At 62.1% G+C, this 25033-nt stretch carries 26 protein-coding genes; 6 read left to right on the top strand and 20 right to left on the bottom strand.

The features are described from left to right. Positions 1–157: 157 nt before the first annotated feature. The 5 genes from phoU to pstS all read right to left on the bottom strand — a co-directional run bounded on the left by phoU (position 158) and on the right by pstS (position 4689). Positions 158–859: a phosphate signaling complex protein PhoU gene (phoU, locus tag AC1DYR_RS11025; RefSeq protein WP_411879881.1), complete on the bottom strand. Its 702-nt coding sequence runs from the start codon at positions 857–859 to the stop codon at positions 158–160. A gap of 19 nt (positions 860–878) precedes the next feature. Continuing rightward, a complete protein-coding gene (gene pstB, locus AC1DYR_RS11030) occupies positions 879–1658 on the bottom strand; it encodes a phosphate ABC transporter ATP-binding protein PstB (RefSeq protein ID WP_457278655.1) in 780 nt (259 codons plus the stop codon). Between the two features lie 47 nt (positions 1659–1705). After that, positions 1706–2566: a phosphate ABC transporter permease PstA gene (pstA, locus tag AC1DYR_RS11035; protein WP_457278656.1), complete on the bottom strand. Its 861-nt coding sequence runs from the start codon at positions 2564–2566 to the stop codon at positions 1706–1708. Continuing rightward, positions 2563–3528, bottom strand: coding sequence for a phosphate ABC transporter permease subunit PstC (pstC, locus tag AC1DYR_RS11040; RefSeq protein ID WP_477667228.1), 966 nt, complete (start codon positions 3526–3528; stop codon positions 2563–2565). Before pstC ends, pstA begins: the two co-directional genes overlap by 4 nt. Positions 3529–3645: 117 nt before the next feature. Next, complete coding sequence (pstS, locus tag AC1DYR_RS11045) at positions 3646–4689, bottom strand: phosphate ABC transporter substrate-binding protein PstS (RefSeq protein WP_457278658.1); 1044 nt, start codon at positions 4687–4689, stop codon at positions 3646–3648. 198 nt (positions 4690–4887) lie between these two features. Here pstS and AC1DYR_RS11050 point away from each other — a divergent pair, with 198 nt between their 5' ends. The 4 genes from AC1DYR_RS11050 to AC1DYR_RS11065 all read left to right on the top strand — a co-directional run bounded on the left by AC1DYR_RS11050 (position 4888) and on the right by AC1DYR_RS11065 (position 8810). Beyond that, a complete protein-coding gene (locus AC1DYR_RS11050) occupies positions 4888–5367 on the top strand; it encodes a fasciclin domain-containing protein (RefSeq protein ID WP_477705136.1) in 480 nt (159 codons plus the stop codon). Positions 5368–5537: 170 nt separating this feature from the next. After that, entirely contained in the window at positions 5538–6671 is a 1134-nt protein-coding gene (locus AC1DYR_RS11055; RefSeq protein WP_477705137.1) for an ABC transporter substrate-binding protein, read from the top strand. Positions 6672–6738: 67 nt separating this feature from the next. Beyond that, complete coding sequence (gene ppx, locus AC1DYR_RS11060) at positions 6739–8238, top strand: exopolyphosphatase (RefSeq protein WP_477705138.1); 1500 nt, start codon at positions 6739–6741, stop codon at positions 8236–8238. Positions 8239–8342: 104 nt separating this feature from the next. Then, entirely contained in the window at positions 8343–8810 is a 468-nt protein-coding gene (locus AC1DYR_RS11065; protein WP_477705139.1) for a hypothetical protein, read from the top strand. 153 nt (positions 8811–8963) lie between these two features. On the opposite strand, the gene AC1DYR_RS11070 is transcribed toward AC1DYR_RS11065, so the two are convergent. The 10 genes from AC1DYR_RS11070 to AC1DYR_RS11115 all read right to left on the bottom strand — a co-directional run bounded on the left by AC1DYR_RS11070 (position 8964) and on the right by AC1DYR_RS11115 (position 19038). Further along, positions 8964–9509: a DUF2867 domain-containing protein gene (locus tag AC1DYR_RS11070; protein ID WP_477705140.1), complete on the bottom strand. Its 546-nt coding sequence runs from the start codon at positions 9507–9509 to the stop codon at positions 8964–8966. Positions 9510–10575: 1066 nt separating this feature from the next. Continuing rightward, positions 10576–11025 carry a hypothetical protein gene (locus tag AC1DYR_RS11075; RefSeq protein ID WP_477705141.1) on the bottom strand — a complete coding sequence of 150 codons (450 nt, stop codon included), beginning with the start codon at positions 11023–11025 and terminating at the stop codon, positions 10576–10578. Positions 11026–11391: 366 nt separating this feature from the next. Further along, positions 11392–11865 carry a SixA phosphatase family protein gene (locus AC1DYR_RS11080; protein WP_477705142.1) on the bottom strand — a complete coding sequence of 158 codons (474 nt, stop codon included), beginning with the start codon at positions 11863–11865 and terminating at the stop codon, positions 11392–11394. A gap of 2 nt (positions 11866–11867) precedes the next feature. Continuing rightward, positions 11868–13961 (bottom strand): polyphosphate kinase 1, encoded by a 2094-nt coding sequence (gene ppk1 / locus AC1DYR_RS11085; protein WP_477705143.1) that lies wholly within the window; start codon positions 13959–13961, stop codon positions 11868–11870. Between the two features lie 50 nt (positions 13962–14011). After that, on the bottom strand, positions 14012–15118 hold the full coding sequence (locus AC1DYR_RS11090) for a glycosyltransferase family 4 protein (RefSeq protein ID WP_477705144.1): 1107 nt from the start codon (positions 15116–15118) through the stop codon (positions 14012–14014). Then, positions 15115–15987 (bottom strand): UDP-2,3-diacylglucosamine diphosphatase, encoded by an 873-nt coding sequence (locus tag AC1DYR_RS11095; protein ID WP_477705145.1) that lies wholly within the window; start codon positions 15985–15987, stop codon positions 15115–15117. The genes AC1DYR_RS11090 and AC1DYR_RS11095 overlap by 4 nt, the downstream gene beginning before the upstream one ends. Next, positions 15987–16853, bottom strand: a complete 867-nt coding sequence (locus AC1DYR_RS11100; protein ID WP_477705146.1) for a GNAT family N-acetyltransferase — start codon at positions 16851–16853, stop codon at positions 15987–15989. Before AC1DYR_RS11100 ends, AC1DYR_RS11095 begins: the two co-directional genes overlap by 1 nt. An 87-nt stretch (positions 16854–16940) precedes the next feature. Beyond that, positions 16941–17234, bottom strand: coding sequence for a hypothetical protein (locus AC1DYR_RS11105; RefSeq protein ID WP_477705147.1), 294 nt, complete (start codon positions 17232–17234; stop codon positions 16941–16943). 116 nt (positions 17235–17350) lie between these two features. Further along, complete coding sequence (locus tag AC1DYR_RS11110) at positions 17351–17899, bottom strand: hypothetical protein (RefSeq protein WP_477705148.1); 549 nt, start codon at positions 17897–17899, stop codon at positions 17351–17353. 11 nt (positions 17900–17910) lie between these two features. After that, positions 17911–19038: an MFS transporter gene (locus tag AC1DYR_RS11115; protein ID WP_477705149.1), complete on the bottom strand. Its 1128-nt coding sequence runs from the start codon at positions 19036–19038 to the stop codon at positions 17911–17913. A 75-nt stretch (positions 19039–19113) separates the two neighbouring features. Here AC1DYR_RS11115 and AC1DYR_RS11120 point away from each other — a divergent pair, with 75 nt between their 5' ends. Together AC1DYR_RS11120 and AC1DYR_RS11125 are read left to right on the top strand one after the other, a co-directional pair. Further along, positions 19114–20013, top strand: a complete 900-nt coding sequence (locus AC1DYR_RS11120) for a LysR substrate-binding domain-containing protein (RefSeq protein WP_477705223.1) — start codon at positions 19114–19116, stop codon at positions 20011–20013. Between the two features lie 149 nt (positions 20014–20162). Then, positions 20163–20471: a plasmid stabilization protein gene (locus AC1DYR_RS11125; protein WP_477705150.1), complete on the top strand. Its 309-nt coding sequence runs from the start codon at positions 20163–20165 to the stop codon at positions 20469–20471. Positions 20472–20832: 361 nt separating this feature from the next. Here AC1DYR_RS11125 and AC1DYR_RS11130 read toward each other — a convergent pair whose 3' ends face one another. The 5 genes from AC1DYR_RS11130 to AC1DYR_RS11150 form a co-directional block, all read right to left on the bottom strand. Further along, complete coding sequence (locus AC1DYR_RS11130; RefSeq protein ID WP_477705151.1) at positions 20833–21420, bottom strand: hypothetical protein; 588 nt, start codon at positions 21418–21420, stop codon at positions 20833–20835. Between the two features lie 25 nt (positions 21421–21445). Continuing rightward, complete coding sequence (locus AC1DYR_RS11135) at positions 21446–22234, bottom strand: DUF899 domain-containing protein (RefSeq protein ID WP_477705152.1); 789 nt, start codon at positions 22232–22234, stop codon at positions 21446–21448. Between the two features lie 80 nt (positions 22235–22314). Further along, positions 22315–22926: a glutathione transferase GstA gene (gene gstA, locus AC1DYR_RS11140; RefSeq protein WP_477705153.1), complete on the bottom strand. Its 612-nt coding sequence runs from the start codon at positions 22924–22926 to the stop codon at positions 22315–22317. Between the two features lie 154 nt (positions 22927–23080). After that, positions 23081–23767, bottom strand: coding sequence for a Vgb family protein (locus AC1DYR_RS11145; RefSeq protein ID WP_477705154.1), 687 nt, complete (start codon positions 23765–23767; stop codon positions 23081–23083). Between the two features lie 44 nt (positions 23768–23811). Next, the gene (locus AC1DYR_RS11150) at positions 23812–25032 is read right to left on the bottom strand and encodes a helix-turn-helix domain-containing protein (RefSeq protein ID WP_477705155.1); all 1221 of its coding nucleotides are present in this window, start codon (positions 25030–25032) and stop codon (positions 23812–23814) included. Position 25033: the final 1 nt, after the last annotated feature.

Consider the following 25033-nt stretch of genomic DNA (forward strand, 5'->3'; position numbering starts at 1 on the left):
CAAAGACAAAGGCGCCGAAGCGCCCATGCGGAAAATCCCCCCGGCAGTTCACAGCTCTTCATACCAGCAGGGGCCGCGGGACTGGCTTTGCCAGACCGCAGGCGCAGCGGCCCCCTCGGGGGGCAGGAAGCTACACGCAGTGAGCGACCGTGGGGGCTCATTTCACGGCGGATTCAATCTGTTCCATAGGAGTGTGCCGCACGTCGGCGCCTTTGACGATGTAGATGATGAATTCTGCGATGTTCTTGGCATGGTCGCCCACGCGCTCGATGGCCTTGGCCACAAACAGCAGGTCCAGGCTAGGCGAAATCGTGCGCGGGTCTTCCATCATGTAAGTGATGAGCTTGCGCACAAAACCGTCGAATTCCTGGTCAATCTGATCGTCTTCCTTGAGGATGGAGACCGCAACCGCGGTATCCAGCCGGGCAAATGCGTCCAGTGCCTTGCGCAGCAGGCCGGAGGCGAGCTCCGCCGCGATGCGCAGGTCGGACGAAGGCAGGGCTCGGGCCGATCCGCTTTCGATGATGGACTTGACCATGCGGGCAATCTTCTCGGCTTCGTCGCCGGCACGCTCGAGGTTGGCCGTGGTCTTGGAAATGGCGATCAGCAGACGCAGGTCGCGAGCCGTAGGCTGGCGCCGCGCAATGATGGACGACAGCTCGCGGTCAATATCGATTTCCATCGCGTTGACGCGCGATTCGGTTTCGATCACCTGGTTGGCGCTTTCGGCGCTGAACTGGGACAGGGCGTAAATGGCCAGGCGAATCTGCGATTCGACCAGGCCGCCGAGCTCCATGACGCGCGAGGACACGCCATTGAGTTCGCTGTCAAACTGGGTCGATAGGTGTTTATCAGGCATGTGTGCTCCCTAATCCGTATCAGCCGAAACGGCCGGTGATGTAGTCTTCGGTCTCTTTGCGCTTGGGCTTGAAGAACAGGTCTTCGGTGGCGCCGAATTCAACCAGGTCGCCCAGGTACATATAGGCCGTGTAGTCGCTGCAACGGGCAGCCTGCTGCATGTTGTGCGTCACGATGACCACCGTGTATTCGTTCTTGAGCTCGGCAATCAGCTCTTCCACCTTGGCGGTAGAAATAGGGTCCAGCGCGGAACAGGGCTCGTCCAGCAACAGCACTTCAGGTTTGATGGCGATGCCGCGGGCAATGCACAGGCGTTGCTGCTGGCCGCCCGAGAGGCTTGAGCCGCTCTGGTTCAGCTTGTCCTTGACTTCCGTCCACAGTGCGGCCTTGCGCAGGGCCCACTCCACACGCTCATCCATGTCCGAAGCGTTCAGGCTTTCGAACAACTTCACGCCAAAGGCAATGTTGTCGTAGATCGACATCGGGAAAGGCGTGGGCTTCTGGAACACCATGCCAACCTTGGAGCGGATAAGAGCCACGTCTTTTTTGGACGTCAGCAGGTTCTCGCCGTCGAACATGATTTCACCTTCGGCGCGCTGCTCGGGATAGAGCTCATACATGCGGTTGAAGATGCGCAGCAGGGTGGACTTGCCGCAGCCCGAAGGGCCGATGAAGGCCGTGACCTTCTTCTCGGGAATTTCCAGGTTGATGCTTTTGAGGGCGTGGAACTTGCCGTAGTAGAAGTCGAGGTTCTTGACCGAGATTTTCGATTGTTCGCGTGATGCAGTAGGGGTATCCATCTGTGACCTTGTTGTGTTGTGTGGTCTAAAGGAAAGGCGTCAGCCGGTCAGTTTTTGGCACGTGTCAATACACGCGCCAGGATGTTCAGGCCAAGCACGGCCATGGTGATCAGGAACACGCCTGCCCAGGCCAGCTGCTGCCAGTTCTCGTAAGGGCTCAGCGCAAACTTGAAGATCGTTACAGGCAGGCTGGCCATGGGCTGGCTCAGGTCGGATGTCCAGAACTGGTTGTTCAGCGCCGTGAAGAGCAGCGGCGCCGTTTCACCTGCAATCCGGGCCACGGCCAGCAGGATGCCGGTCGTCACACCGGCACGTGCGGCGCGCAAGGTGATGCTGGTGATGACTTTCCATTTCGGTGCGCCCAGGGCGTAAGCGGCTTCACGCAGGCCCGGGGGCACCAGCTGCAGCATGTTTTCCGTGGTGCGGATGACCACGGGAATCACGATCAGCGCCAGCGCCAGGACACCAGCCCAGCCCGAATAGGACTTGAACTGCGACACCACGACCGTGTAGACGAACAAACCGATCACGATGGACGGCGCGGACAGCAGGATGTCGTTGACAAAGCGCGTCACGGACGCCAGCATGCCCTTGGTGTTGTATTCGGCCAGGTAGATGCCCGCCATGATGCCGATCGGCGTGCCCACAAAGGTGGCCAGCAGCACCATCAGGAAGGAGCCGTAAATCGCGTTGGCGATACCGCCCTCTTCATTGGGTGCCGGCGTCATCTGCGTCAGCGTGGCCAGCGAAAGCCCGCCCACGCCCAGGCGTATGGTTTCCCACAAAATCCATGCCAGCCAGAACAGGCCGAAGGACATGGCCGCCAGGGAGAGGACCAACGCGATCCGGTTGACCCGCTTGCGGCTGGCGAACTTGGCCAGGCGTGCGTCGTGTGCCGCGGTACTCATGTTTTCACCCCTTCGCTTTTTCGCAGTTGGGCCAGTAGCAGCTTGGACAGCGACAGCACGACAAACGTGATGAAGAACAGCACCAGGCCCAGGTAAATCAAAGCAGCCTGGTGCAGACCCTCACCGGCTTCAGCGAACTCGTTGGCCAGCGCCGACGTGATGCTGTTGGCTGCCTGAAAGAGGCTCAGCGAATCGAGCTGGTTGAAGTTGCCGATGACGAAGGTCACCGCCATGGTTTCGCCCAGCGCACGGCCCAGGCCCAGCATGATGCCGCCCACAACCCCAGCCTTGGTGTAAGGCAGCACGACTTTGGAGACAACTTCCCAGGTGGTGGAACCCAGCCCATAGGCGGATTCCTTGAGCAGCACCGGCGTGACCTCGAACACGTCCCGCATCACCGAGGCGATGAAAGGAATGATCATGATCGCCAGGATGATGCCGGCCGACAAAATACCGATGCCCACAGGAGGGCCAGACACCAGCGCGCCCAGATAAGGCACACCGCTCAGCATGCTTTGCAGCGGCTGCTGCACGTAAGTGGCCAGGATGGGGCCGAACACCAGCAGGCCCCACATGCCGTAAACGATGGACGGCACGGCGGCGAGCAGCTCGATGGCGGTGCCCAGCGGCCTTTTGAGCCATGCGGGCGACAGCTCGGTCAGGAACAGCGCAATGCCGAAGCTCACCGGTACCGCGATGAGCAGTGCGATCAGTGACGTGGCAATGGTGCCGTAGATCATGACCAGCCCGCCGTACTCGCCCTTGACAGGGTCCCAGACGCTGCTGGTCAGGAAGCCGAGGCCGTATTTGCTGATCGCCGGCCATGCCCCGATGACGAGGGAAACCAGGATGCCGGCCAGCAGGGCCAGTGTCAGCCAGGCCGCGCCCTGCGCAGCCCAGCCGAAAAGCCGGTCTGCCAGGGGGCTTCTGCGCACAGTGCTGCCAGGAGGAGGATTGGTCATAGCGCGTCCGGTCGCTTTTGCCGGGTGTTCAAAAGCGGCCCGGCTAGCCGGAAGTGTAGAGGACACGTGAGAAACCCCTATGGTGTGTAACGACTGGGAAAAATCAGCTGACTGTGCTTACTTGTAGGCAACCGTCTTGCCCGATGCGTCCTTGATGTCGCCCCAGGCTTTTTCGATGATGGTTTTCACAGCGGCAGGCATGGGCACGTAGTCCAGGTCATCGGCGGTCTTGTCGCCGTTTTTGTAAGCCCACTCAAAGAACTTGAGCGAAGCGGCGGCCTGGGCTGGCTTGTCCTGGACTTTCTGCATCAGGATGAAAGTAGCGCCGGTGATGGGCCATGAGTCCTTGCCAGGCTGCTCGGTCAGGATCTGGTAGAAGCTCTTGGACCATTCGGCACCCGCTGCAGCAGCCTTGAAGGCGCCATCTTCCGGCGATACGAAATTGCCGGCCGCGTTCTTCAGCTGGGCGAAGGTCATCTTGTTTTGCTTGACGTAGGCGTATTCCACGTAGCCGATCGAGTTGGGCAGACGACCGACGAATGCCGCCACGCCTTCATTGCCCTTGCCGCCAGCGCCTACGGGCCAGTTCACTGCGGTGCCCTCGCCCACTTTGGACTTCCACTCGGCATTCACTTTGCTCAGGTAATTGGTAAAGATGAAGCTGGTGCCGGAGCCGTCGGCACGGCGAACCGGTGCGATGGCGGCGTCAGGCAGGGGCAGCGTGGGGTTCAGGGCCTTGATGGCCGGATCGGTCCACTTGGTGATCTTGCCGAGGTAGATGTCGCCCAGCACCTGGCCGCTCAACTTGAGCTGACCGGGGGTGATGCCCTTGATATTGACCACAGGAATGACGCCGCCGATCACCGTGGGGAATTGCATCAGGCCTTTTTTGGCCAGTTCTTCGTCTTTCAGGGGCGCGTCGGAAGCGCCGAAATCAACGGTTTTGGCTTCAATCTGGCGCAACCCGGCGCCGGAACCCACTGACTGGTAGTTGATCTTGACGCTGGTAGCCTTGTTGTAATCAGCGGCCCACTTGGAATACAGGGGAGCGGGGAAGCTGGCGCCGGCGCCTGTCACGTCCTGGGCTGCAGCCAGCGTGGCGAACGACGCGAGGGCAACGCCCATCACGGTAGTCAGGGAAGCTTTAAAAGTCAGGTTCATCAGAACACCTCTTGGGTTGGGATTGATCGGGAAGATGCGTCGACTGTAGAAATCTTGTGTGACAAGGATGTGACAAATATGACAGCCTCCCGGCGGGCTACCACCCCTCTATGGCGTCACAAAACCTTCAAATTACCGTCACGAATCTGTCACGGGGTTCTCCTACCCTTGGCCCTGTCTTAATTAGGAGAATTTTCCATGTTGAATCGCCGCTTTCTGGTCCTCGCCACCGCTGTTGTCGCTCTCGCCGGCTGCGCCACCTCGTCCACCCCGGTTTCCATCACCGACACCATTGCCGCCCGATCCCAGCTGAGCACGCTCAACGGCTTGGTCACCAAGGCCGGCCTGTCCGATACGCTCAAGTCAGGCGGCCCTTACACCGTGTTCGCCCCCACCAACGAAGCTTTTGCCAAGGTGCCCGCCAAAACCATGGACGCGCTGGCCCATGACCCCGCCAGACTCAAGGCAGTTCTGGCTTACCACGTGGTTCCCGGCAAGGTCATGGCAGCCGATGTCAAAAACGGCAACGTCAAAACCGTCAATGGCGCCAATGTGGCGCTCTCCAAGGCCGGAGAATTCGTCACCATCGAGGACGCCATGGTCCAGACCGCCGATATTTCCGCCACCAATGGCGTCGTTCACATTGTGGACAGCGTGCTGATCCCACCCGCCAAATAAGCCCCGCGGGTGCTGGAACGGGTCAAGCCGAAAGGTTTGACCCGTTTTTTATTGAATTTGTGCAATTTTTGTGCTCCAGCCCTTATGGAGCATTCCGTAGTAGCTATCTTTTTCATAGCAGCCGCGCGCTACCAGCCACCTCGCCCCGGGGAACATCCATGCCAGCTCAAATGCCTTTAGTCAGTCGCCGCCAGCTGCTGCGTCGCACCGGCCTCGTCGCCGCGGCCATTGCAAGCCCGGCATGGGCCCAGCCCGGCAAGGGCGCCTCATCGCGCAGCATTGTCGTGGCGCAGCCGGTCGATTTTTCCCAGGCGCAGCAGGATGTGTCCAAGGACTTCCTGATCGGCTCACGTGCCGCCTGGCAGGACATCAACCTGCGCGGCGGCGTCCGCGGCAGGCAGGTCCAGCATCTGGCACTGGAAACGGACGGCACTCCCGCAAGCCTGCGCACGGCACTGGACTCGGTCAAGGACAACCCCGCCTGCATGGTGCTTTCCGGTAGCGTCGGCGACCAGGTTGCCAGCCAGATCGTGGCGCTGTCCCGCCAGGGCGGACCGGGCATCCCCCACGCCGCCCCGTGGCTGCAAAACTCCAGCCTCGAGATCGACGACAAGACCTTTCCCATCTTCGCCGCGCGCCAGGAACAGATTGCCTATGCGCTCAAAAGCCTTTCGACCATGGGGCTCAAGGAGCTGGGTGCGATTTACGCCACGGCACAGGACCATGCCGCCTATCACACAGACGTCGAGCGCATCGCCCTGGACATGCAACTGAAGCTGCAGTCCTTCAAGGCAACAGACGACCTGCGCGCGCTGGGCCAGAAACTCACGCCCCATACACCCGCCGTACTGCTTTTTGTGGGCGGAACGCCGGAGCTCGCCGAATTCACCCAGGGCCTGGAAAAGCAGGCCCGCCAGCGCTACATCGTGGCATTGGCCGACGTGAACCTGCAAACCATGCTGCAGATGGGCGCAGCGCGCAACACGCCGGTCATCGCCACCCAGCCGGTGCCCCTGGTCAATGCCAGCCTTCCGGTGGTCAGAAGCTACCGTGAAACGCTTTTGCGCCTCTTTGACGAACCGCCCACGCCGCTGAGCCTGGCAGGATTTATTGCGGCACGCTACACCTATGAAGTGCTCAATGACGTCGACGGCCTCCTGAACCGCCAGAGCGTTCTCGCCGCCTTTCAGCGCCGCACAAAGTTCGATGTGGGCGGATTCAGCATCAGCTTCAACCTCCAGCGCAGGAGCGGCACCTACGTCACGCAAAGCATGATGACGGTCGACGGCCGGTTGATCGGCTGACCGATACAGGATGCTGATGAGGATCCCGCGCGAATGCTATGCTGAGCCCCGAAATAGAAACTCAGACATGCAAAACGGAACGCTGCTCGCCGCTGTAGACCTCGGGTCCAACAGCTTTCGACTGGAAATCGGCCGCTTCGATGCCGGCCAGATTCACCGCACCGAATACCTCAAGGAAACCGTTCGCCAGGGCAACGGACTGGACGCCGACCGCAACCTGACCCCGGAAGCCATGCAGCGCGGCTGGGACTGCCTGGCGCGCTTCGGTGAACGGCTGGCCGGCTTCAAGAAGTACCAGGTTCGCGCCGTCGCCACACAAACCTTGCGCGAAGCGCGCAACCGCGAGGAATTCCTGGCGCGCGCCCACAAAATCCTCGGTTTTGCCATCGACGTCATCCCGGGCCGCGAAGAAGCCCGGCTGATTTACCAGGGCGTGGCCCACTTGCTGCCCCAGTCCGACGAGCGCCGGCTGGTGGTGGATATCGGCGGACGCTCCACCGAAATGATCCTCGGCAAAGGGCTGGACGCGCGGACCATGGAGTCCTACCGCGTCGGCAGCGTGGCATGGTCCATGAAGTACTTCCCCGACGGGCAGTTCACCCCGCGCGCTTTCCAGACGGCAGAGGTCGCCGCCAAGGCGGTGCTTGACGAAGCCGTCAACATCTACCGCGCCGATGCGTGGGACACCGCCTATGGGTCTTCCGGCACGATTGGCGCCGTCAGCGACGTACTGACAGCTTCGGGCTGGCCCGCGGGTATGGTCACGCAAGAAGGCCTCGACTGGCTGCTCGACCGCTTGCTCAAGGCGCAAAGCGCCGACCGCCTCAAACTCGACGGCATGAAAGACGACCGGCGCGCCGTCATAGGCGGTGGTGTCAGCGTCCTGAGGGCCGTGTTCGACCTGCTGGGAATCGCGCAAATGGAAGCCGCACAAGGCGCCTTGCGCCACGGTGTGCTCTATGACCTGGTAGACCGTGAGCAGGATTTGACCGATTTGCGCTCCACCACCGCGCAGCGCCTGGCCAGTAAATTCAATACCGACAACGCACAGGCCCAGCGCGTCAGCAAAGTCGCCAGGCAGTTATTCGTCATGGCCGGCAAGGGCATGCCCGCTGCGGAATCTGCCCGCTTTCAGCGCAAGCTGGAATGGGCCGCAGAGCTGCACGAGATCGGCAGCCAGATCTCGCACAGCGACTATCACAAGCATGGCGCCTACATCCTGGACAACGCCGACGCGCCGGGCTTTGCCTTGCCCGAACTGCATCGCCTGAGCCTTCTGGTGCTCGGCCACCGTGGCAAGCTGCGCAAGCTTGAAGTCAATTTTGAAGACCGCGTGTTCATCCAGCAACTGCTGTGCCTGCGCCTGGCCGTCATCCTGTGCCACGCCCGGCGCGACCCCGACCTCAAAGGCCTTCAGCTTGAAAGCAGCGCCGAACCCGGAAGAATCTTTGTATTGAACTGCCGCGCCGGCTGGGCACAGTCGTTTCCGCAGTCAGCCCATCTGCTGCAGGAAGAAGTTCTGGCGTGGCAAAAAACGCCGTGGACGCTGGTTGTTCCCGGCCCCTGAGCACCCTACCTCTGCCTCGCCGGGCCAGGCCTTGACGGTTTTTGAACAAACCGTATAAACTATATATACGGTTTATTCGACCGCTCACCTAAAAGGATCAATCCATGGCTACCAGCAAAAAAGCAACTGCGAAACCCGCCGCACCGGCACCTTCCACGCCCAAAGCACCCGTGAAAACCGCCGCCAAGCCCGCCCCGAAAAAGGCGTCCCCCGCCAAGACCCCGGCCGGCAAAGGTACGGTCAAGAAAGCCATCGTGAAAAAGGCCGGCGCCAAAAAGCCTGCAGCCAAACCCCAGGCCGCCGCTAAGCCTGCCAAGCCGGTCAAAGCCGCAAAGCCGGAAAAAACCAAAAAACCAAAATTGGTGCGCGACAGCTTCACCATCCCGAAAACCGAATACGTGGTGCTTGACGACCTGAAGCAGCGCGCCGCCAAACTAACCCGCCCCGCCAAAAAAAGCGAGTTGCTGCGTGCTGGCATCAAGCTGCTGGCCAGCCAGTCCGACGCCGCCTTCCTGACGGCGCTGGAGCAGGTCCCTGCCATCAAGACCGGCCGGCCTACGCTCGGTTCTTAAGCCAAGCAAAGGCAACTGCAGGAGCTCCGAGCTTTCATACCAACTAACGTTTGACATGAGCGGGGCCGCAAGCATGCAAAGCTTGCTTGCGGACGTCCCCTCGATGAAGGGGTTAGCCCTCAGCGGACTACACATGGCGACCGGGAATCTGGTTTACGCCTCCGCTGCCGGCGGCCAGCCGATTCGGGCCGCACGACGAAGACTGGATTGAACGACCAAGCGGTGGAACGGGGCGATGACAAGAATATAGAGACGACCCAAGCGGTTGTGGCAATGGACCACGGTTGATAAAGTCAGGTGGCGTTTGCCTCCCGACAACGGCTGGCTGGAGCAGAGGACAGAAAGCCTGAAGTCCAGGTGCTTGTCGTCTTCTCCAAAGACAACTTCGGTCGGGCTTGTGCCGTAGATCTTGAAGATGCCAAGACGGCCTGTCTTGCTCTGCGCGTCAAGTAATGTGAGTTGCCTGGCAGTCTTGAGGCCCACCCTGCCGACGACCGCATCCCGGACCGCCATGAGAGTGCCAACCCACGGTGCTTGATGGGAGAAGATGAACCTCGCCAATAGTTCGGGATTGGTCGACGTCCCGGGTGGAAGCTCAATCGAGTAGGCATCTGCGAGATTCGTCGATGCGTAGGCTCTGGTAACTGCCGACTCTGGGGGAAGCGATACAGGCGTTACGCGGTACTGTTGGGTTGACATGTGTTCGAGCCTGTAGTTGAGTTCTGAGGTCTATCGTTGGCGCTGACCGGACCGCAACCCTTGCGGCGGAGCGGACTTCTGCGGTTGTGGTTCCGAGTCGAGCGAACTGTTAGACAGCTGCATGGTCCTTAGCCTGCCATAGTGGAAATTCCAATGAAAAGCCCCAGGATTGTGAAAGGAGTGACCACCACGATCAACGCCCCCAAGACACCTCGTTGCCACCCCCTTAGCGAGTCCCACTTTGAGCTGATCTGAGTAAAAGGCAGCCCAGCGACAAGTTCAATCAGTCCGACAAGAATGACGGCTCCCGGAATGCCCCATCCGACACCGTAGACCGTCATGTTGTTCATCTTTAACATTGCAAACGCAACTGTCGCAACCGCAAGTGCTGCGCTGCCGATTGCGATCTTCTTGACTCCTCCGAGCCTGGTCCCTTGCATATTTCCGCTCCTATACTCGATTGCACAGAGTAAGCGTGTATTGACTCACGCCGTGTTCCATGTACCAGCGCCCAAATAGATGGGCGAATCGTCCGAAGCATCCACTCGCTGCGCCTCCGATGGCACTGTGCAGCCGTCTAACGTTTGAGGTAACCAGCACGCCAAAGGCTGGCCGCGCAAGGCGCATCATGCGCCAGCGCACCTGGAGCGGCCTGCCTTTGGCGAGTCCGATTGACCAACGGGTTAGACGGATCCGGGCATCGGTTTAATTTCACCCCTTCTCTCCATTACGCAATGTCATTGCAGATTTCACAATACTAAACAACATTGCCGCCATCAGTACAACATGAGCCCCACCGACGATTAGGATTCCCGTTGCTGGAAGCAGCAGATTCAACAAGTACGCTGAACCCCAGGCCGCTAATGGAAAGACCGGGATAACTGGAAAGATGGAAACGCTCTCGATCTCTCCCCTCACCCTCTTCTGCAGCACAACAGCAGGTACCCAAACAATCCATGTAAGCGATGCGATTAGGAGGACGTGCAGAGCGGTCATCGGTTGTGCCGTCTAACGTTTGACTTAAGCGGACTGCCGTAGGCAGGTCCGCTTGAAGGAAGGGTTAGGGCTATTCGTTGAAGTCAAAATCTTCTCCAAGCTGGAACTCTCCACGCTTAAATGCTGAGATGACTTCCATAGCCTCCGCAACAAAGGCGGCCGGCACTCGCACGCAAGCACCACCTACCGCAGCTGCAAGCAGCGAGTGTGCTTGAACGAAGTTGGCATTCCCCGCTTCGGCGGGAACACCACCGGCCTGAAGACACGAGCACAGCATGTATGCCTCAGTTGACGTGAGGTATCGCGCGACGATCTGCATGTCGCCGTGGTACTCAATCGTGGGCTCAGGTGCGGCGTTGCACGATTGCACCTCAGGCGGCGATAGACCGCGAGACTGAGCTTCAGCGACGGCTATCGATTGCGCCAGCTCAGTGAGACCGCCCGAACTGGCTCGAGCAACGAGCTCTTCGTCTGAGAGACGGCGAAATAGCGCTTCGAGATCGTTACGATTGGTGCTCATAGCTCTAACGTAATGTATGCCGCAAAACCTGCGGTATAACCTGGCGCTTGCAATCTAATCTGGACATCAAAAACTCCTGTAAGCCGCTTGCATGCTGGGTCTCAAAGAAATATACTGTAATTTCATACAGGTATAAAAATTCCGTGAAACCCCGCAATCCTCCACTGCAGTCTGCCCGCTTGCTGGACCATGTCCGGGAGCGGGTTCGGTATTTGCACTATAGCCTTGGCACCGAGAAAACTTACCTGTATTGGGTCTGTTTTTTTGTCCGCTGACATGGCCGCAAAGGCCCCATGATGCGTCCGCACGACATGAGGACACGCGAGGTAGAAACCACCATCGCGGCCTATGTCGGTCCCGCGCAGATCAGAGAACCTCAGGCGACTGCACGGTCACCACGACGGTCTGGTTAAGGCCGTCGCGGTCACGGCTGCGAAGCCACCAGAGCGCGCCCTTTTTGACCGGGCATTCGCTTTCCTGCAAGCCGAGCAGCTGCGCGATGGCCTGCCCCAGGTTGGGCTGGTGGCCCACCACCAGAATCGGCGACCTGGCCGACGGCCATTGCACCAGCTCCAGCAACTGTTCAACCGTGGCGTCGGGCGCCAGCTCACTGCGGATTTTGTATTTGCGTCCCAACGCCAGCGCGGTCTGCTCGCAGCGCCGCGCCGGGCTGACGAAAATGCGCGCGCCTTCGGGCAACTGACGGTCCAGCCAGTTGGCCATGCGGGCCGCCTGCTTCTCACCCCTCGCCGTCAGTGAACGCTCAAGATCGCTGCCGCCCTGCGGGTCACCCTCGGGCCAGTCTTCTGCCTCTGCATGACGCCACAGGATGAGGTCCATGTTTATTTGTCCTGGTGATGGGGAGCCGAATAGCGCGCCATCAAGGCAGCCTGCGCACCGTGGCGCGGGGCATCGCCCTGCGGGTTCACACGCAGGTAGGTGCCGTCGGGCTGCAAATCCCAAGCGTCGCGCCTGTCATGCAGGTAGGCCACCAGGCACTCGTCGATGATGCGCTGGCGCAGCACCGGGTCGGTCACCGGCCAGGCCAGTTCCACCCGGCGCAGCATGTTCCGGTTCATCCAGTCGGCGCTGGAGAGCAACAAGGTTTCCTCTTCCGCGCAACGGAAGTAAAACACCCGAGAATGCTCGAGGAAGCGGCCGATGATGGACCGCACGCGGATGTTGTCCGTCACACCGGGCACCTGGGCCGGCAGCATGCAGGCGCCGCGCACAATCAGGTCGATCTTCACGCCGCGCTGCCCTGCCCTTACCAGCGCCAGCATCAGGTCTTCGTCGGTCAGCGCGTTCATCTTGGCCACGATGCGCGTGTCTTTGCCTTGCAGAGCGGCCTCGCCCAGCGAATCGATTTTCTCGATCAGCTTGCGGTGCAGCTGGAACGGCGCCAACAGCAAATGGTGCAGCTTGGGCAGGCGGCTCTGGCTAGCCAGGTGCACAAACACGTTGTCGATGTCGGCCGTCATCAACGGGTCGGCCGTCAGGTAACTCAGGTCGGTGTAAAGGCGGGCCGTGCGCGGGTTGTAGTTGCCGGTAGACAAGTGGGCATAGCGCACCAGGTGTTTGCCTTCGCGCCGCGTCACCAGCAGCATCTTGGCGTGGGTTTTGAGGCCCACCACGCCATACACCACCTGCGCACCTATCGACTCCAGCATTTCCGCCCAGTTGATGTTGGCTTCTTCATCGAAGCGCGCCTTGAGCTCCACCACCACCGTCACTTCCTTGCCGCGGCGCACGGCTTCGCGCAGCAGCACCATCAGCTCCGAGTCGGTGCCGGTGCGGTAAATGGTCTGCTTGATCGCCAGTACCTGCGGGTCGTTAACCGCCTCGCGCAGGAAGGCAAGCACGCCGTCAAAACTTTCAAACGGCTGGTGAATGGAAACGTCACCTTCCTTGAGCCGCTCAAAGAACGACTGGCCGGGCTGCAACTGGGTGGGGTAGCAGGCGCTGTAGCCGGGGAACAGCAGTTTGGGGTCGTTGACCAGATCGACCAGCTGCGTCAGGCGTACCAGGTTGACGGGACCATGCACGCGGTACAGGGACGGCGTCGGCAGGTTGAATTGCCTGAGCAGGAAGCTGGCCAGGTATTCCGAACACCCTGCGGAAACCTCCAGCCGCACAGCCTGGCCGTAATGGCGTTGCTCAAGGCCCTGGCGCAAGGCAGTGCGCAGGTTTTTCACATCGTCTTCGTCCACGGCCAGGTCGGAATGCCGGGTCACACGGAACTGCGAAAACTGCCCCACTTCGCGGCCGGCAAACAACTCGGCCAGGTGGGCACGGATCACGCTGGAGAGCGACACGAACAGCCGGCTCTTGTCCTTGCCGTGCGAAGGCATATGAATCAGCCGCGGCAACACGCGCGGCACCTTGACGATGGCAATGTCGTTGTCCCGCCCGAAGGCGTCGTGCCCGCCCAGCCGCACGATGAAGTTGAGCGACTTGTTGGCCACCTGCGGGAACGGGTGCGAAGGATCCAGCCCGACTGGAATCAGCAACGGCCGCACTTCCCTTTCGAAATACTCTTTCACCCAGCGCCGCTGGGCCGCATTGCGCTCGCCGTGCGAGACGATGCGTATGCCCTGCCGCTCAAAGGCCGGCAGCAGGTCGTCGTTGTAGAGCGAATACTGGCGCGCCACCATGTCGTGGGCCGCCGCAGAAAGTGCGGCGAAAGACTGCACCGAATACAGCGCTTTTTGTTCATTGGCCTGCGCCGCCGTCAGGTGGGGCGCGGTCCGGACTTCAAAAAACTCGTCCAGGTTGGACGAGACTATGCATAGAAACCTCAGCCGCTCCAGCAGCGGCACGTCCTGGCGCTTCGCCCAGTCCAGCACCCGCTCATTGAAGGCAAGAATGCTGTGGTCGCGGTCCAGGAACTGGACGGGTGGCGCGGCGGCGGCCACCGAGGCGGGTGAAGTGGGCATCAACAAGAGTGGTCTTTGTCATTAACAACAAGTCACAGTGTTGACGTGTTTCATGACAATGGCGTGACAGTACTTTTGACTGATGGTGCACCTACCTGAAAAGGCTGGCAAGTACTGCTCATGGCGTTGTTGTGCCCGGCGGTTACGAGGAAAGACTCGAAAAGCTGCGCTGCATGGGCCCAGCTGAAGTCCAGCGCGCGCAAGCGGGCTTCACGGCGCGGCACAGCCAAAGCGCTGTAACAAGCCTGTTGCAAATCTTCATGCATGACACCGCCGTGACAGCTTCCATCGGGCTTTCCGAGCACTTCCAGCGGACCATCGACCGGGTAAGCCGCCACCGGTGTGCCGACTGCCATGGCTTCGAGCATCACCAGGCCAAAAGTTTCCGACCGGCTGGGAAAGGCGAACACATCGGCGGCGGCATAAACCTTGGCCAGCTCATCCCTGGCCAGAACACCCATCCAGCGGACCTGCGGATAACGCTCCTTGAGTGTCGCCTCCAGGGGCCCCACCCCGCAGACCACCTTGGTACCCGGAATGTCCAGCTTGAGGAAGGCCTCGATGTTTTTTTCATACGACACCCGGCCCACAAACAACGACACCGGCCGCACCACCGTCCCCATGGGCGGGTACAGCCGCGCTTGCGGCTCAAAGCCGAAAAGCTCCGTGTCCACGCCGTGCGTCCAGCTGCGCAGGTTCTGAAAGCCCCGCTGCTCCAGCATGCGCAGCACGCCGTGAGTAGGTACCATCACGCCCGACGAGGGCCTGTGGAAATGGCGGAACAGCGCGTAACCCCATGACAGCGGAATCTTCAATGCCGCATGAAGGATCTCGGGGAACTTGGTGTGAAACGCGGTGGTGAACTTCAGGCCGCGCTTGAGGCAATAGCTGCGCGCAGCCCAGCCCAGTGGGCCTTCGGTGGCAATATGGATGGCCTCGGGCCCAAAAGCATCGAGCTTTTCGGTCAGGCCGCGCTTGGGGCGCACCGCCAGGTCAATGCCGGCATAACCCGGGCAAGGCCGTGTCTTGAACTGACCCGGCTGGATCACTTCCACCTGGTGCCCCAGTTCCTGCAGCTCCCGCACCAGTTCCACCAGGGTGGTGACAACGCCATTGACCTGCGGCTGCCAGGCGTCCGTTACAAGAGCGACTCTCATGCGGTCACCGTGGAAGCTATATGGCCGCGGCCCTGCGTCTCGTGCGCAGGCGCCCAGTGCACCAGCTCCAGCGTGCCGTCGAAGTTCTCGACCAGCGCGGTGCGGCTTTCCACCCAGTCACCGTCGTTGCAATACAGCACGCCGTTGATGTCGCGCATCTCGGCGCGATGGATGTGCCCGCAGACCACGCCCTGGTGGCCGCGGCGGCGGGCTTCATTGGCCACGGCCTCTTCAAAGTCGGTGACGTAATTGAGCGCGCTCTTGACCCTTTGCTTCAGGTAAGCCGACAGCGACCAGTACGGCAGGCCCAGGCGGGCGCGCAGGCTGTTGAGGTGGCGGTTGAGTTTGAGTGTGAATTCATAGAGGTTGTCGCCCACGTAGGCGAGCCATTTGGCGCACTGCACCACGGCGTCGAAGTAGTCGCCGTGGATGATCCACAGCTGCCGGCCGTCGGCGGTCGTGTGCACGGCTTCATCGATCACCTCGATACCGCCGAACTGGTGGCCAATAAATTCACGCGCAAACTCATCATGGTTGCCGGGCACATAGACCACGCGGCAGCCTTTACGGGCGCGGCGCAGCAGTTTTTGCACCACGTCGTTGTGCGACTGCGGCCAGTACCAGCGGCGGCGCAGCTGCCAGCCGTCGACGATGTCGCCCACGAGGTACAGGTTGTCGCTCGGGTGGGCCTTCAAAAAATCGAGCAGCGCAGCCGCCTGGCAGCCGGGTGTGCCCAGGTGGATGTCGGAAATGAAGATGGTGCGATAGCGCTTGCGCAGCGAGTCGTCGTCATCATGGTCGTCGCTGCTCCCGCTGAAGCCGTTCCCAGACGAAGCCAGCGCGCCCATGGCGTCAAACATGCTGCGCATCAGGCCTCCGAAGGGCTGCCCGACGCGGGCTTGCCGGAGAAATGCTTGAGGTAGCGCGGTGGCAGGTCGGCGATGCGCATCATCATGGGCAGGTCGGCCGAGTTGAAGTCCGGGTCCCAGGCCGGTGCGCCCAGCACCTTGGCGCCCAGGCGCAAATAGCCCTTGATCAACGCGGGCGGCTCCACGTCCAGCGTGTCGTCCAGCTTTTCCACCGGCAGCGCCAGGCGCGGTGTGACGCGGTATTCAATGGGTGCCAGATGCGTTTGGCGTACCTGGCGCCAGATGCTGGCGGCCGCGTGGCCGCTGGAGACACCGTTGTGCTGCATCGGGATGCTGGCGCAGCCGATCATCGTGTCCAGCTGGTTGCGCGCCATGAATTCAGCCAGCGCACCCCACAGCGCCAGGATGACGCCGCCGTGGCGGTGGTCGGCATGCACGCAGCTGCGGCCCAGCTCGACCATGCGCTCGCGCAGGGAGCGCAGGCGGGTCAGGTCGAACTCGGTGTCGCTGTAGGTGCTGCCCACGCGCTTGGCCTGGGTCGGCGTCAGCACGCGGTAGGTACCTATGACTTCCTGGCTGTCGGCATCGCGCACCAGCAGGTGTTCGCAGTAGTCGTCAAACAGGTCGACGTCGTGGCCGGGCAGCACCTTGGAAAGGTTGGCGCCCATTTCGAGCGCAAAAACCTGGTACCTCAGGCGCTGTGCCTGCCGGACCTCGTCCTGGTGCCGGGCCCAGCTGACCGTGATTTTCCCCACGGCAGGCCTTTGAACAGCGGCGGGAATGACAGCATGACCGCTTTGATGAAGTGACCCCCGTGGCATTGCGACTGGCGACAATGCAAAGGTGGGATTGGGCAGTTCTTTCATGGCTAACTCCTTGTTTCCTGGTGTCTCAACAACTTCGGCAACTTCAAATCGCGCTGTAAAAAAGCCCCAAAAAAGGGGCTTTGACTCTCAATCAGCGGCGGTCAGCGAAACCACCTTGTCACGTCGCCCCAAACCGGCGGCCAGCATCGGCCGCGCATTCGAAAGACCCTCAAGCCAGGGCCGGGTGCCCGCCTTGAAGCGCAAGCCGCCCGGGCTGTTCGCCAAGGCTTGCGCGGTGCAGCGCAGGATGCGCAGGCACTGCTTGTTGAAGTCCTGGATGCCGCTGCTCAGGGTGCGGCTGGGGCCATGCCCCTGCCCGTCATTAGCCAGGCTGGCCTGTTGTGGATTCGCTCCCATCGGGTGCTCCGTCATGCTGGTCATGGCGTGATTCTGGGAGCCGGGGGTGACGCGTTCGTGTCAGTTCAATGGCAGTTGTGTGACACCGGAAGAAATTCGCGCCGTGTGGCGGGCACGCGTCGGCCGCCTGCGCAGCGCGTTTAAGAGCCCACCGCGTACCTGGTTGCCAACAGCACTTCGAGCCTCTTTGTTATGGCTTTGCATTCGTCCACCTCCAGGCGGCTGAACTGGGCCGCCCAGGCTTTGGATGAAGCAAATTTTGGAAACTGCGGAGGTTCGCCCCATTGCCAATCAGGGTGACTCGCCGTTGGGCTTCTTCCAAAAATGTGGAGATGCATTTTCCGGTGAAGTTGAGGGGTTTTCGGTCCGGGGGGATGCGCCAGCTCGTTGAGCGCGTTGTTACCTGCCTCCCAGTAATTCAGGCACCCTCCGGCGAGTTGGGGCAGTGTTTCCAGCATGGCTCTTGCGGTGGCTGCGACCAGGCAGGCCCATAACGCCAGCTCATTGGGGGTCAGTTCACTTCTTTCCCACACCGGCCGGGGCGGATTGACCAGCAAATGTCCGCCATCGCTTCGATGGTTCATCGGGCTGGCGGGTAACGCGACCGTGCCCCCGGCGCAATGGATGAGTGTGTGGTGAATGTCCAAGTGAAAATCTCCAAAAAATCGAGAAAATGAAAAGAGTGACATCGGATTCGCGCTCAGCCGCTGCGCTGCCTCAGGCAGGCCATGGCGGTGGCCGAAAGAAGAAGTGCAGCAACGCCGTAAATCCATGCGGAGGGAACGATGGGCAACAACAGGCCGGCCAGCACCGGGCCTGCGCCGGCGCCCATGTCGCGCCAGACCGAGCGTGTGGCCAGCGCCTGTATGCGTCCGGGCCCCGGCGTGCGCAGTGCGACCAGCGGCGGCAGCAGCGGCAACAGCAAGGCACGCAAAACCACGATGGCAAGTGCGCAAGTCCACAGCCAGCCGAAACCAAAGCCCACAAGGGCAACAGAAGTGAGCACGGAGAAGGTCACCAGAAGAACTTCGACGCCATGCTTTTCAGCCATGTGTCCGCCGGCAGAACTCAAGACAATTTCCGCCAGGTAGCGGACCGACAGCAGAAGCCCGGCCACGATGACCGGGTTGCCGGGCAACAGGTCACGGCCCAGATAAGACAGGCCGATGATGAAGAGGCCGTCCAGCACCAGGCCTTCGATAAAGGAAAAGATGTCCAGGCTTCCCGGGAGTTTGATTCCTTTTTTCCTCGATGGCGGCTCGGCATGCGCGGCGGTTGGCAACTGCCGCGCGACCAGCAAGGCACTCAACGCGACAGCCGCGAACAGGAAAAAAATAACTTTGGGACCAAACCAAAGCGCGCACACCCCGCCCAATGGCAAAGCAAGCATGGGCCCCAGTGCCGTGAATGCGCGGGACCGCCCTGCCCGACGCGCAGCGCCCGCCGGTTCGGCAGTGGCCAATGCCTGGGTGGCCAGGTTCAGGGCTGCGAAGGCCAGGCCCCACAAGAGCCGCAAGAACAACAGGGCGACGAACCCGGTCAGCATCGCGTAGCCCAGTGCGCACACCGCGGCCGCTAGCGCCGCCAGTGAGCAGGTGAGCCGTTCACCGTTGCGGGCGTAAAACCTTGCCACCGCTGCGTAGCCCGCAATGCGCACCAGGCGGTTAGCAGCCAGGAGAATGCCCGCTTCGGGCAAGGTGACGCCAAACGCAGGAGCGAACATCGGCAGGAGCAGGTAGAGCACCGTGTCCCCCGGAAGTGAGAGCCCGAGCACCATGGCGGCGTGGCGCGAGTTGCGGTCGGAAGTAGAAGCCGTGATCTGTTGCATGGCTTGTATGGTGCGCAGGGCCGCCTCTCCCGACAAACGATATTAGTGCGCGGCACGTGTGAGAAAATTGCACACATGTTGCCTCGCCTGCCTCCGTTGAACGCGGTCCGCGCTTTTGCGGCGGCGGCGCGCCATCAGAGTTTCAGCCGGGCTGCCCTGGAATTGCATGTGACGCACGGCGCCATCAGCCGCCAGATCAAGGCGCTGGAAACCTATCTCGGCGTGGACCTTTTCGAGCGGAAAACCCGGCAAGTTCTTCTGACGGCAGCCGGCCATCAGTTCCATACGCAGGTGGGCCCCGCACTCGAGCAGATTGGCGCAGCCGCCGAATCACTCAGGGGTGGTACACCATTGCGCGCCGTCAAGATCAACGTCCGGCCCACGTTCGCGGTGCGCTGGCTGATTCCCAGGTTGTCAGCGTTCGTGGCGAAGCACCCGGACATCGAACCGCAGGTGATGACCAGCACCTTGCCGCCGGACAAGGCGGTGGACGAATTCGATCTGGCCATCCGGCGGAGCACCAAGGGATGGCCGCCGGCCATGCAGATTCATCCATTTCTGGAAGACGAAGTTCTTGTTGTTGGGTCGCCTGCATTGTTTGCCAGCCGCCCCGTCACCGGCCCGCACTCTTTGGCGTCCCATGTCCTGCTGCTGTCCAAATCGCGCAGCCACGATTGGGAGAACTGGAAAAAGCAGGTGAACGCGCCAGAGCTCAATCCCGCCAGTTGCCTGCAATTTGACCATTTGCACTTTGTGCTTCAAGCCGCCGTCGACGGGTTGGGTTTTGCCTTGGCGCCGGTATCGCAAATTACCCATGACATGGCGGCGGGGCGGTTGATGAGCCCCTTGCCGGAATTGCGGATGGCGCTGGGTCGCCACTATTTTGGCCTTGCACCCAATGCCACCCCGGAGACACAGCAGTTTGCGCAGTGGCTGATGGATGAACTGAACGCCGCGCCTTCAGCGGAAGATTGAGACCGGCAGCGAAGCGCCGCGCCGCGTAGGAGATCACCGACCTTTTTTCGGGAATGTCGCGCGCGAAGCGCCCTGCCCCAGCGCAGTATTTTCAAGCTCTCGCCATCACAGCGATCACGGCGAAGAAAACCCAGCCAAGGAGAACCGATATGCCCAGAGGCGACAAATCTGCCTACAGCGACAAGCAAAAGCGCAAGGCTGAACACATTGAAGAAGGCTACGAAGACCGCGGCGTCGGCAAGGAAGAAGCCGAACGCCGCGCCTGGGCCACCGTCAACAAGGAAACCGGCGGCGGCAAAAAGTCGGGCTCGGGCCGCGGCAAGGCGGAAAACCATGCACCGTCCCGCAAAGGCGGGCGCCTTGGCGGCGCAGCCGCAGCTTCCCGTACCGCGGAAGAGCGGTCAGCCTCCGCCAAAAAAGCCGCCGCCACCCGCAAGCGGAATGCGGCCAGGAAATAGCGCCTGCGGATCAAGCTGCCAGCGGGCGCAATGGCTGCACGCGGCGCCGTGAAATCGCTATTGTTTTGATAGCTGCTCGCGCCCATCCACATTGCCTCAACGAGCTAAATTACCCTTAAAAACGGGCTCTCAAGGCACTCAAAAAGACGCTTGGGCAGAGGAAAAAACATCGAAACGCTCAAAAACTGCCGTTTTTTTTTGTTTCGGGCATCAAATCACGTTCAAGCCCAATAGGAATCTGCGCGAGCAGCTATAGAAAAGATAGCAAAAATCAAACAACACCCAGACAGTGGAAGCGGCAACTACCTCGGCCATGGCAGCCTGTGGAGCCTGACCAGCGCTTCGCGCAGCCACATCACCATCAGCCCTGCGCCGGAGGCCGTACCCGCTTGCGAGCATTGATCACACGGGCACCGGCATCCAAACCCTGGCAAACCCCGGTGGCGACCAGACCGGTGACGGCAAGCATTGCGGCGGTATGAACGCCTACCGCCGCGAGGGCCAGCGCCAGGGGTCCTGACCCTGCCAGCTCCACAGCCCGCGCCTCCCCTGCGCACAACGGGATTAGGGCCGGCACCAGCATCAAGCCGGCGCCGTGCGCGGTGGACATCATGAAAGACCAGAGCGCCAGCCCGGCGTGCCCCGCCGGCGCGCGCGCCGCCCTGGGTGTGCGGCCCGACAGGTGAACCACGGCGAAGGCGGCCAGCAGGCCGCCTGCCAGGACCTGCAGCGTGAAGCGATCCATCGCCAGGCCCCCTGCCACCGCGCCGGCCACCAGCGCGACCGATGCGGTGTGCCCGGCTGCAATCGGCAGCAGCGCCCGCAGCGCCTGCGACCGGTCGCGTGCGCGCACGCCCCAGGCGGCAGCCAGCGCCCAGCCGGTGGCGGGGTTCAGCCCATGAAGGGCGCCGACCCCTGCCACCACAAGCCACGGCCAAAGGCTTGACATGATGTGCGCACCGGTCGCGGACTGCTCAGGCCTTGGTGCTGCAGCACGAATCGGCTTCGGGCGCGGGCGTGAATGCGGACGCGGTTTCGTAGCGGTCGTGGTGGCGCACCCAGTCCATCTTGTAAAACCCGTCATGCTCGTCCCGGCCCTTGGGCGTGAGGTCCAGCATGTTGTAGGTGCCCATCATCACTTCCACACCGCGCCCGTAGGTCGAGTAGGTGTGGAAAACCTGGCCTGCGTCATCCTTGTAGAACAGGCTGATGCCGGGCGCTTCTTCGGCCGGGAATTCGGTCATGCCGTAGTTGTAGTTGACGGTGCCGTTGACCCTTTCTTCGGGCTTGAAGCTCACGTGGAAGTCGTAGTTGAAGTCGCTGCTGTTCGAAGAAACCCACTTGAAGTTCCAACCCATGCGGCGGCGAAAACGCTCGATCTCGGGCAACGTCGCGCGCGAGACGGCCACAAAACTCACGTCGCGGTGCTCGAGGTGGATCTGCATGCCGGCCGTGTGGTCGGCCATGTAAGAGCAGCTCGGACAGCCCTGCTCCCAGCCCGGTCCAAACATGAAGTGCTGCACCATCAGCTGGCGGCGCCCTTCAAAAAGATCGGCAAGCGAGCGTTTGCCTTCGGGCGTGTCGAAGACATAGTCTTTTTCGATGCGGACCCAGGGAAGCGCACGGCGCTCGCCGGCTATCCGGTCGCGCAGGCGTGTCAGCTCTTTCTCCTGCGCCAGCAGAGTCTTGCGCTCGGCCAGCCATTTGTCTCTGGACACGACGGAGTGGTTCATTGGGGATGTTTCGGTCATGGTGGTATTCATGGTGAGCTCCTGGGTTAAACAAATGAGTGATTAAGTCGGTGATTAAGTGGAAAAGTGGATAGGCGGCAGGCGGTTTGGGATCAGGCAACGGCCGGTTGTTCACGGCGCATCGCCGTCTGCACCGCAGGCCGGGCCGCGATGCGTGCCTGAAACGCCAGCAGGTTCGGGAAGGCCGACAGGTCCAGCTTGACGAACTCCGCCCAGCGCGTGACCACAAACAAATAGGCGTCGGTCACCGTGAAGCGGTCGCCCAACAGGAACGGTGTGCGGCCCAGCGCGGCTTCCAGCAGGCGATAGTGTTTGTGCAGGTGGGCCGTGCGTGCACTGCGAACCTCATCGCTGCAGGCCGGGTTGAACAGCGGCATGTAGCCTTGGTGCAGTTCTGAATTGATGTAGCCCAGCATCTCCTGCAGGCGATAGCGCGCCATGCTGCCGCTGGCGGGTGCCAGCTGCGCCTCAGGCTTGAGGTCGGCAAGGTATTGCACAACGGCGGGGCCTTCCGTCAACAGGGTGCCGTCGTCCAGCTTGAGCACGGGCACCAGGCCTTTGGGGTTGATGGCGAGAAAGTCTTCGCCGTGCTCGGTGCGCTTGGCGACCACGTCGACCTTCACGAGTTCGATGGTGAGGCCCAGCTCATTGGCCACGATGTGCGGCGACAACGAACAGGCGGACGGGCTGTAGTAAAGCTTCATGGGTTTCTCCTTGGCTCGGTGAGCCGTTTGCTTGGGTTTGCGTTGCGTGGGTCAATGCGCTGCCCGACCCGTGCTGGTAACAGGTGCGCTCGTTATCGGTCCTGGTGACCGAATGGGGTTGTCGGCGCAAGGGGGCTACACCTTGCGCTGCGTTCTATGCGGCCCTTGCCGCTTTTTCTGCTTTAGGCCGCCGCACGGCGCGGACTTTTCCGCTCTTGCCGCCGCCCGCATAAAAGAGGTCCGCGCCGTCAGACTCCAGCCCGCTGACGCCGGTGCCCTGCGGCATCGCGAGCCGCTCGATCACGGCGCCGCTTTTCGGGTCGATGCGGCGAATCTCGCTGTCATCGCCCTCCCAGGTGCCGTGCCAGAGTTCGCCGTCCACCCACGTCACGCCGGTGACGAAGCGGTTGGATTCAATCGTGCGCTGGATGGCGCCGGTCTTCGGGTCAACCTGGTGGATCTTGCGGTCGCGGTACTGGCCCACCCACAGGCTGCCTTCGGCCCAGGTCAGGCCCGAGTCGCTGCCACTGCCGGGCGCCGGGATGGACGCCACCACCTTGCCGGTGGCCGGGTCGATCTTGTCGATGCGCGTCTCGGCGATCTGGTAGAGGTGCTTGCCGTCGAAGGCGGTGCCGGCGTCGCCTGCGCATTCCAGCGTGCGCGTTTGCTCACCACTGGCTGGGTCGAAGGCGACGATCCTTGCGCCGGTGGCGGCCCAGACGCGCTGGCCGTCGTGGGTGACGCCGGCGACGTCGTTGACGCCGGGGAAGCTGTACTCGCGCACGATCTCGGCGGGCCGCGCCTTGGGTTCGGGTTTTGCGGTGAGGGTCTTGCGTGTCATCGTTGCTCCTTGTTGCACCGTCCGTCGGCGCCATGGAGTCAACTCTATCCAATCGGCAGCGAAGCGGGGAGTAACAAGATCGTCGTGAATCCCGCCAGCGGCGGCGCCAGCCAGCGCTGAGCCCGTGCCCGGCCCATGGAGCGCACCCGCCCGCCGTCTTCCAGATCGGCCAGCGCCCGCTGCACGGTGCGCTGGCTTGCCCCGACGGCCAACGCCAGGGCCGAGGTGGACCAGGCCGCGCCGTCCGACAGCAACGCCACCAGCGAGGCCTGCTCGCCGTCAATGGGCGGTGCCAGCACGGCCACATCGCGCCCGGCCAGCGGCTTCAGGATAAAGCCCCGCTCGGTGGCTTCGATGCTTGCGAGTGCTTTGACCAGCGCGCGCAGGCGGCCGATCTCCACCCGCAGGCGCGCCCTGTGCGTCTCGTCGGGGCGCCTGGTGCGAAAGGCGGATTCGATCAGGGCTTCGCGGCTGACATCACCAGGCCATGCTTCGGCGAGTGAACGTGCCAGCGAGAACAACACCGGCCGACGCGCCAGCGGCCGCCACTGGTCTCCGGCCCCCAGCCCGCGGCGGCAGGCGTCGACCACCAATGCGTCCGAAGCCAGGAGTGCCGCAACCTCATCGAGGCGCAGCGCCTGTTCGCCGCCGGCGGTGAGGCGCCGGGCGGCGGGCCTGTCAAGCGCAGCGCGCGCTTCGGTGACTTCGGCCATGAGTGCCGGCACCTGCGCACGTTCGGCCGCTGCGTGCGCGCGTGCCAGCGCCATCCGCGCGTCGCCAACACGGAGTGAGCGCAGGGCAAGCTCGGCTGCGGTGAGTTCGGCCACGGCGCGCAGCGAAGGCGGCAGGCCGCGCGCATCCAGCTTCGTCAGCGCCGCTGCAGCCTCATCCAGCCGGCCCAGCAGCAACAGCCGCCGCGCGGTGATGAGCCAGGCCTGCAGCGCGTTAGCCGCGTCGGCATGCGCCTCCAGTGTGGCCGCTGCCGCTGCCAGTGCGCGTGGTGAGCCGGCAAAGTCGCGCATGGCCATCGCCACCTCGGCTTCTGCCACCACGCAGCGCGCACGCGCCAGTTCTTCATGGGCGCCGAAGCCATGCGCGGCGCGTTTCAGGAGCTCGCGGGCGCGCGGGTGATCGCCAAGCTGGGCCATGGCGATGCCGCGCAAAGCCAGAGCCGGCGGGTCGTCGCGCAGGGCAACGCGCTTGAGGGCACCGAGCGCATCGCCGGCGGCCAGTGCGCGGGCGGAGGCGGCAATCAGTGAATCCATG

This window comes from Polaromonas sp. P1_F9 (assembly GCF_056405615.1).

Excerpts from the sequence above, each read along its gene's own strand:
- pstS (WP_457278658.1), bottom strand. The coding sequence starts at position 4,689 with ATGAACCTGACTTTTAAAGCTTCCCTGACTACCGTGATGGGCGTTGCC.
- AC1DYR_RS11050 (WP_477705136.1), top strand. The coding sequence starts at position 4,888 with ATGTTGAATCGCCGCTTTCTGGTCCTCGCCACCGCTGTTGTCGCTCTC.
- AC1DYR_RS11110 (WP_477705148.1), bottom strand. The coding sequence starts at position 17,899 with ATGTCACTCTTTTCATTTTCTCGATTTTTTGGAGATTTTCACTTGGAC.
- ppk1 (WP_477705143.1), bottom strand. The coding sequence starts at position 13,961 with ATGCCCACTTCACCCGCCTCGGTGGCCGCCGCCGCGCCACCCGTCCAG.
- AC1DYR_RS11120 (WP_477705223.1), top strand. The coding sequence starts at position 19,114 with ATGTTGCCTCGCCTGCCTCCGTTGAACGCGGTCCGCGCTTTTGCGGCG.
- AC1DYR_RS11135 (WP_477705152.1), bottom strand. The coding sequence starts at position 22,234 with ATGAATACCACCATGACCGAAACATCCCCAATGAACCACTCCGTCGTG.
- AC1DYR_RS11075 (WP_477705141.1), bottom strand. The coding sequence starts at position 11,025 with ATGAGCACCAATCGTAACGATCTCGAAGCGCTATTTCGCCGTCTCTCA.
- AC1DYR_RS11150 (WP_477705155.1), bottom strand. The coding sequence starts at position 25,032 with ATGGATTCACTGATTGCCGCCTCCGCCCGCGCACTGGCCGCCGGCGAT.
- AC1DYR_RS11115 (WP_477705149.1), bottom strand. The coding sequence starts at position 19,038 with ATGCAACAGATCACGGCTTCTACTTCCGACCGCAACTCGCGCCACGCC.
- AC1DYR_RS11145 (WP_477705154.1), bottom strand. The coding sequence starts at position 23,767 with ATGACACGCAAGACCCTCACCGCAAAACCCGAACCCAAGGCGCGGCCC.
- pstA (WP_457278656.1), bottom strand. The coding sequence starts at position 2,566 with ATGAGTACCGCGGCACACGACGCACGCCTGGCCAAGTTCGCCAGCCGC.
- AC1DYR_RS11090 (WP_477705144.1), bottom strand. The coding sequence starts at position 15,118 with ATGAGAGTCGCTCTTGTAACGGACGCCTGGCAGCCGCAGGTCAATGGC.
- AC1DYR_RS11125 (WP_477705150.1), top strand. The coding sequence starts at position 20,163 with ATGCCCAGAGGCGACAAATCTGCCTACAGCGACAAGCAAAAGCGCAAG.
- phoU (WP_411879881.1), bottom strand. The coding sequence starts at position 859 with ATGCCTGATAAACACCTATCGACCCAGTTTGACAGCGAACTCAATGGC.
- AC1DYR_RS11055 (WP_477705137.1), top strand. The coding sequence starts at position 5,538 with ATGCCTTTAGTCAGTCGCCGCCAGCTGCTGCGTCGCACCGGCCTCGTC.
- AC1DYR_RS11070 (WP_477705140.1), bottom strand. The coding sequence starts at position 9,509 with ATGTCAACCCAACAGTACCGCGTAACGCCTGTATCGCTTCCCCCAGAG.
- AC1DYR_RS11100 (WP_477705146.1), bottom strand. The coding sequence starts at position 16,853 with ATGAAAGAACTGCCCAATCCCACCTTTGCATTGTCGCCAGTCGCAATG.
- ppx (WP_477705138.1), top strand. The coding sequence starts at position 6,739 with ATGCAAAACGGAACGCTGCTCGCCGCTGTAGACCTCGGGTCCAACAGC.
- AC1DYR_RS11080 (WP_477705142.1), bottom strand. The coding sequence starts at position 11,865 with ATGGACCTCATCCTGTGGCGTCATGCAGAGGCAGAAGACTGGCCCGAG.
- gstA (WP_477705153.1), bottom strand. The coding sequence starts at position 22,926 with ATGAAGCTTTACTACAGCCCGTCCGCCTGTTCGTTGTCGCCGCACATC.
- pstC (WP_477667228.1), bottom strand. The coding sequence starts at position 3,528 with ATGACCAATCCTCCTCCTGGCAGCACTGTGCGCAGAAGCCCCCTGGCA.
- pstB (WP_457278655.1), bottom strand. The coding sequence starts at position 1,658 with ATGGATACCCCTACTGCATCACGCGAACAATCGAAAATCTCGGTCAAG.
- AC1DYR_RS11105 (WP_477705147.1), bottom strand. The coding sequence starts at position 17,234 with ATGACCAGCATGACGGAGCACCCGATGGGAGCGAATCCACAACAGGCC.
- AC1DYR_RS11065 (WP_477705139.1), top strand. The coding sequence starts at position 8,343 with ATGGCTACCAGCAAAAAAGCAACTGCGAAACCCGCCGCACCGGCACCT.
- AC1DYR_RS11095 (WP_477705145.1), bottom strand. The coding sequence starts at position 15,987 with ATGCGCAGCATGTTTGACGCCATGGGCGCGCTGGCTTCGTCTGGGAAC.
- AC1DYR_RS11130 (WP_477705151.1), bottom strand. The coding sequence starts at position 21,420 with ATGTCAAGCCTTTGGCCGTGGCTTGTGGTGGCAGGGGTCGGCGCCCTT.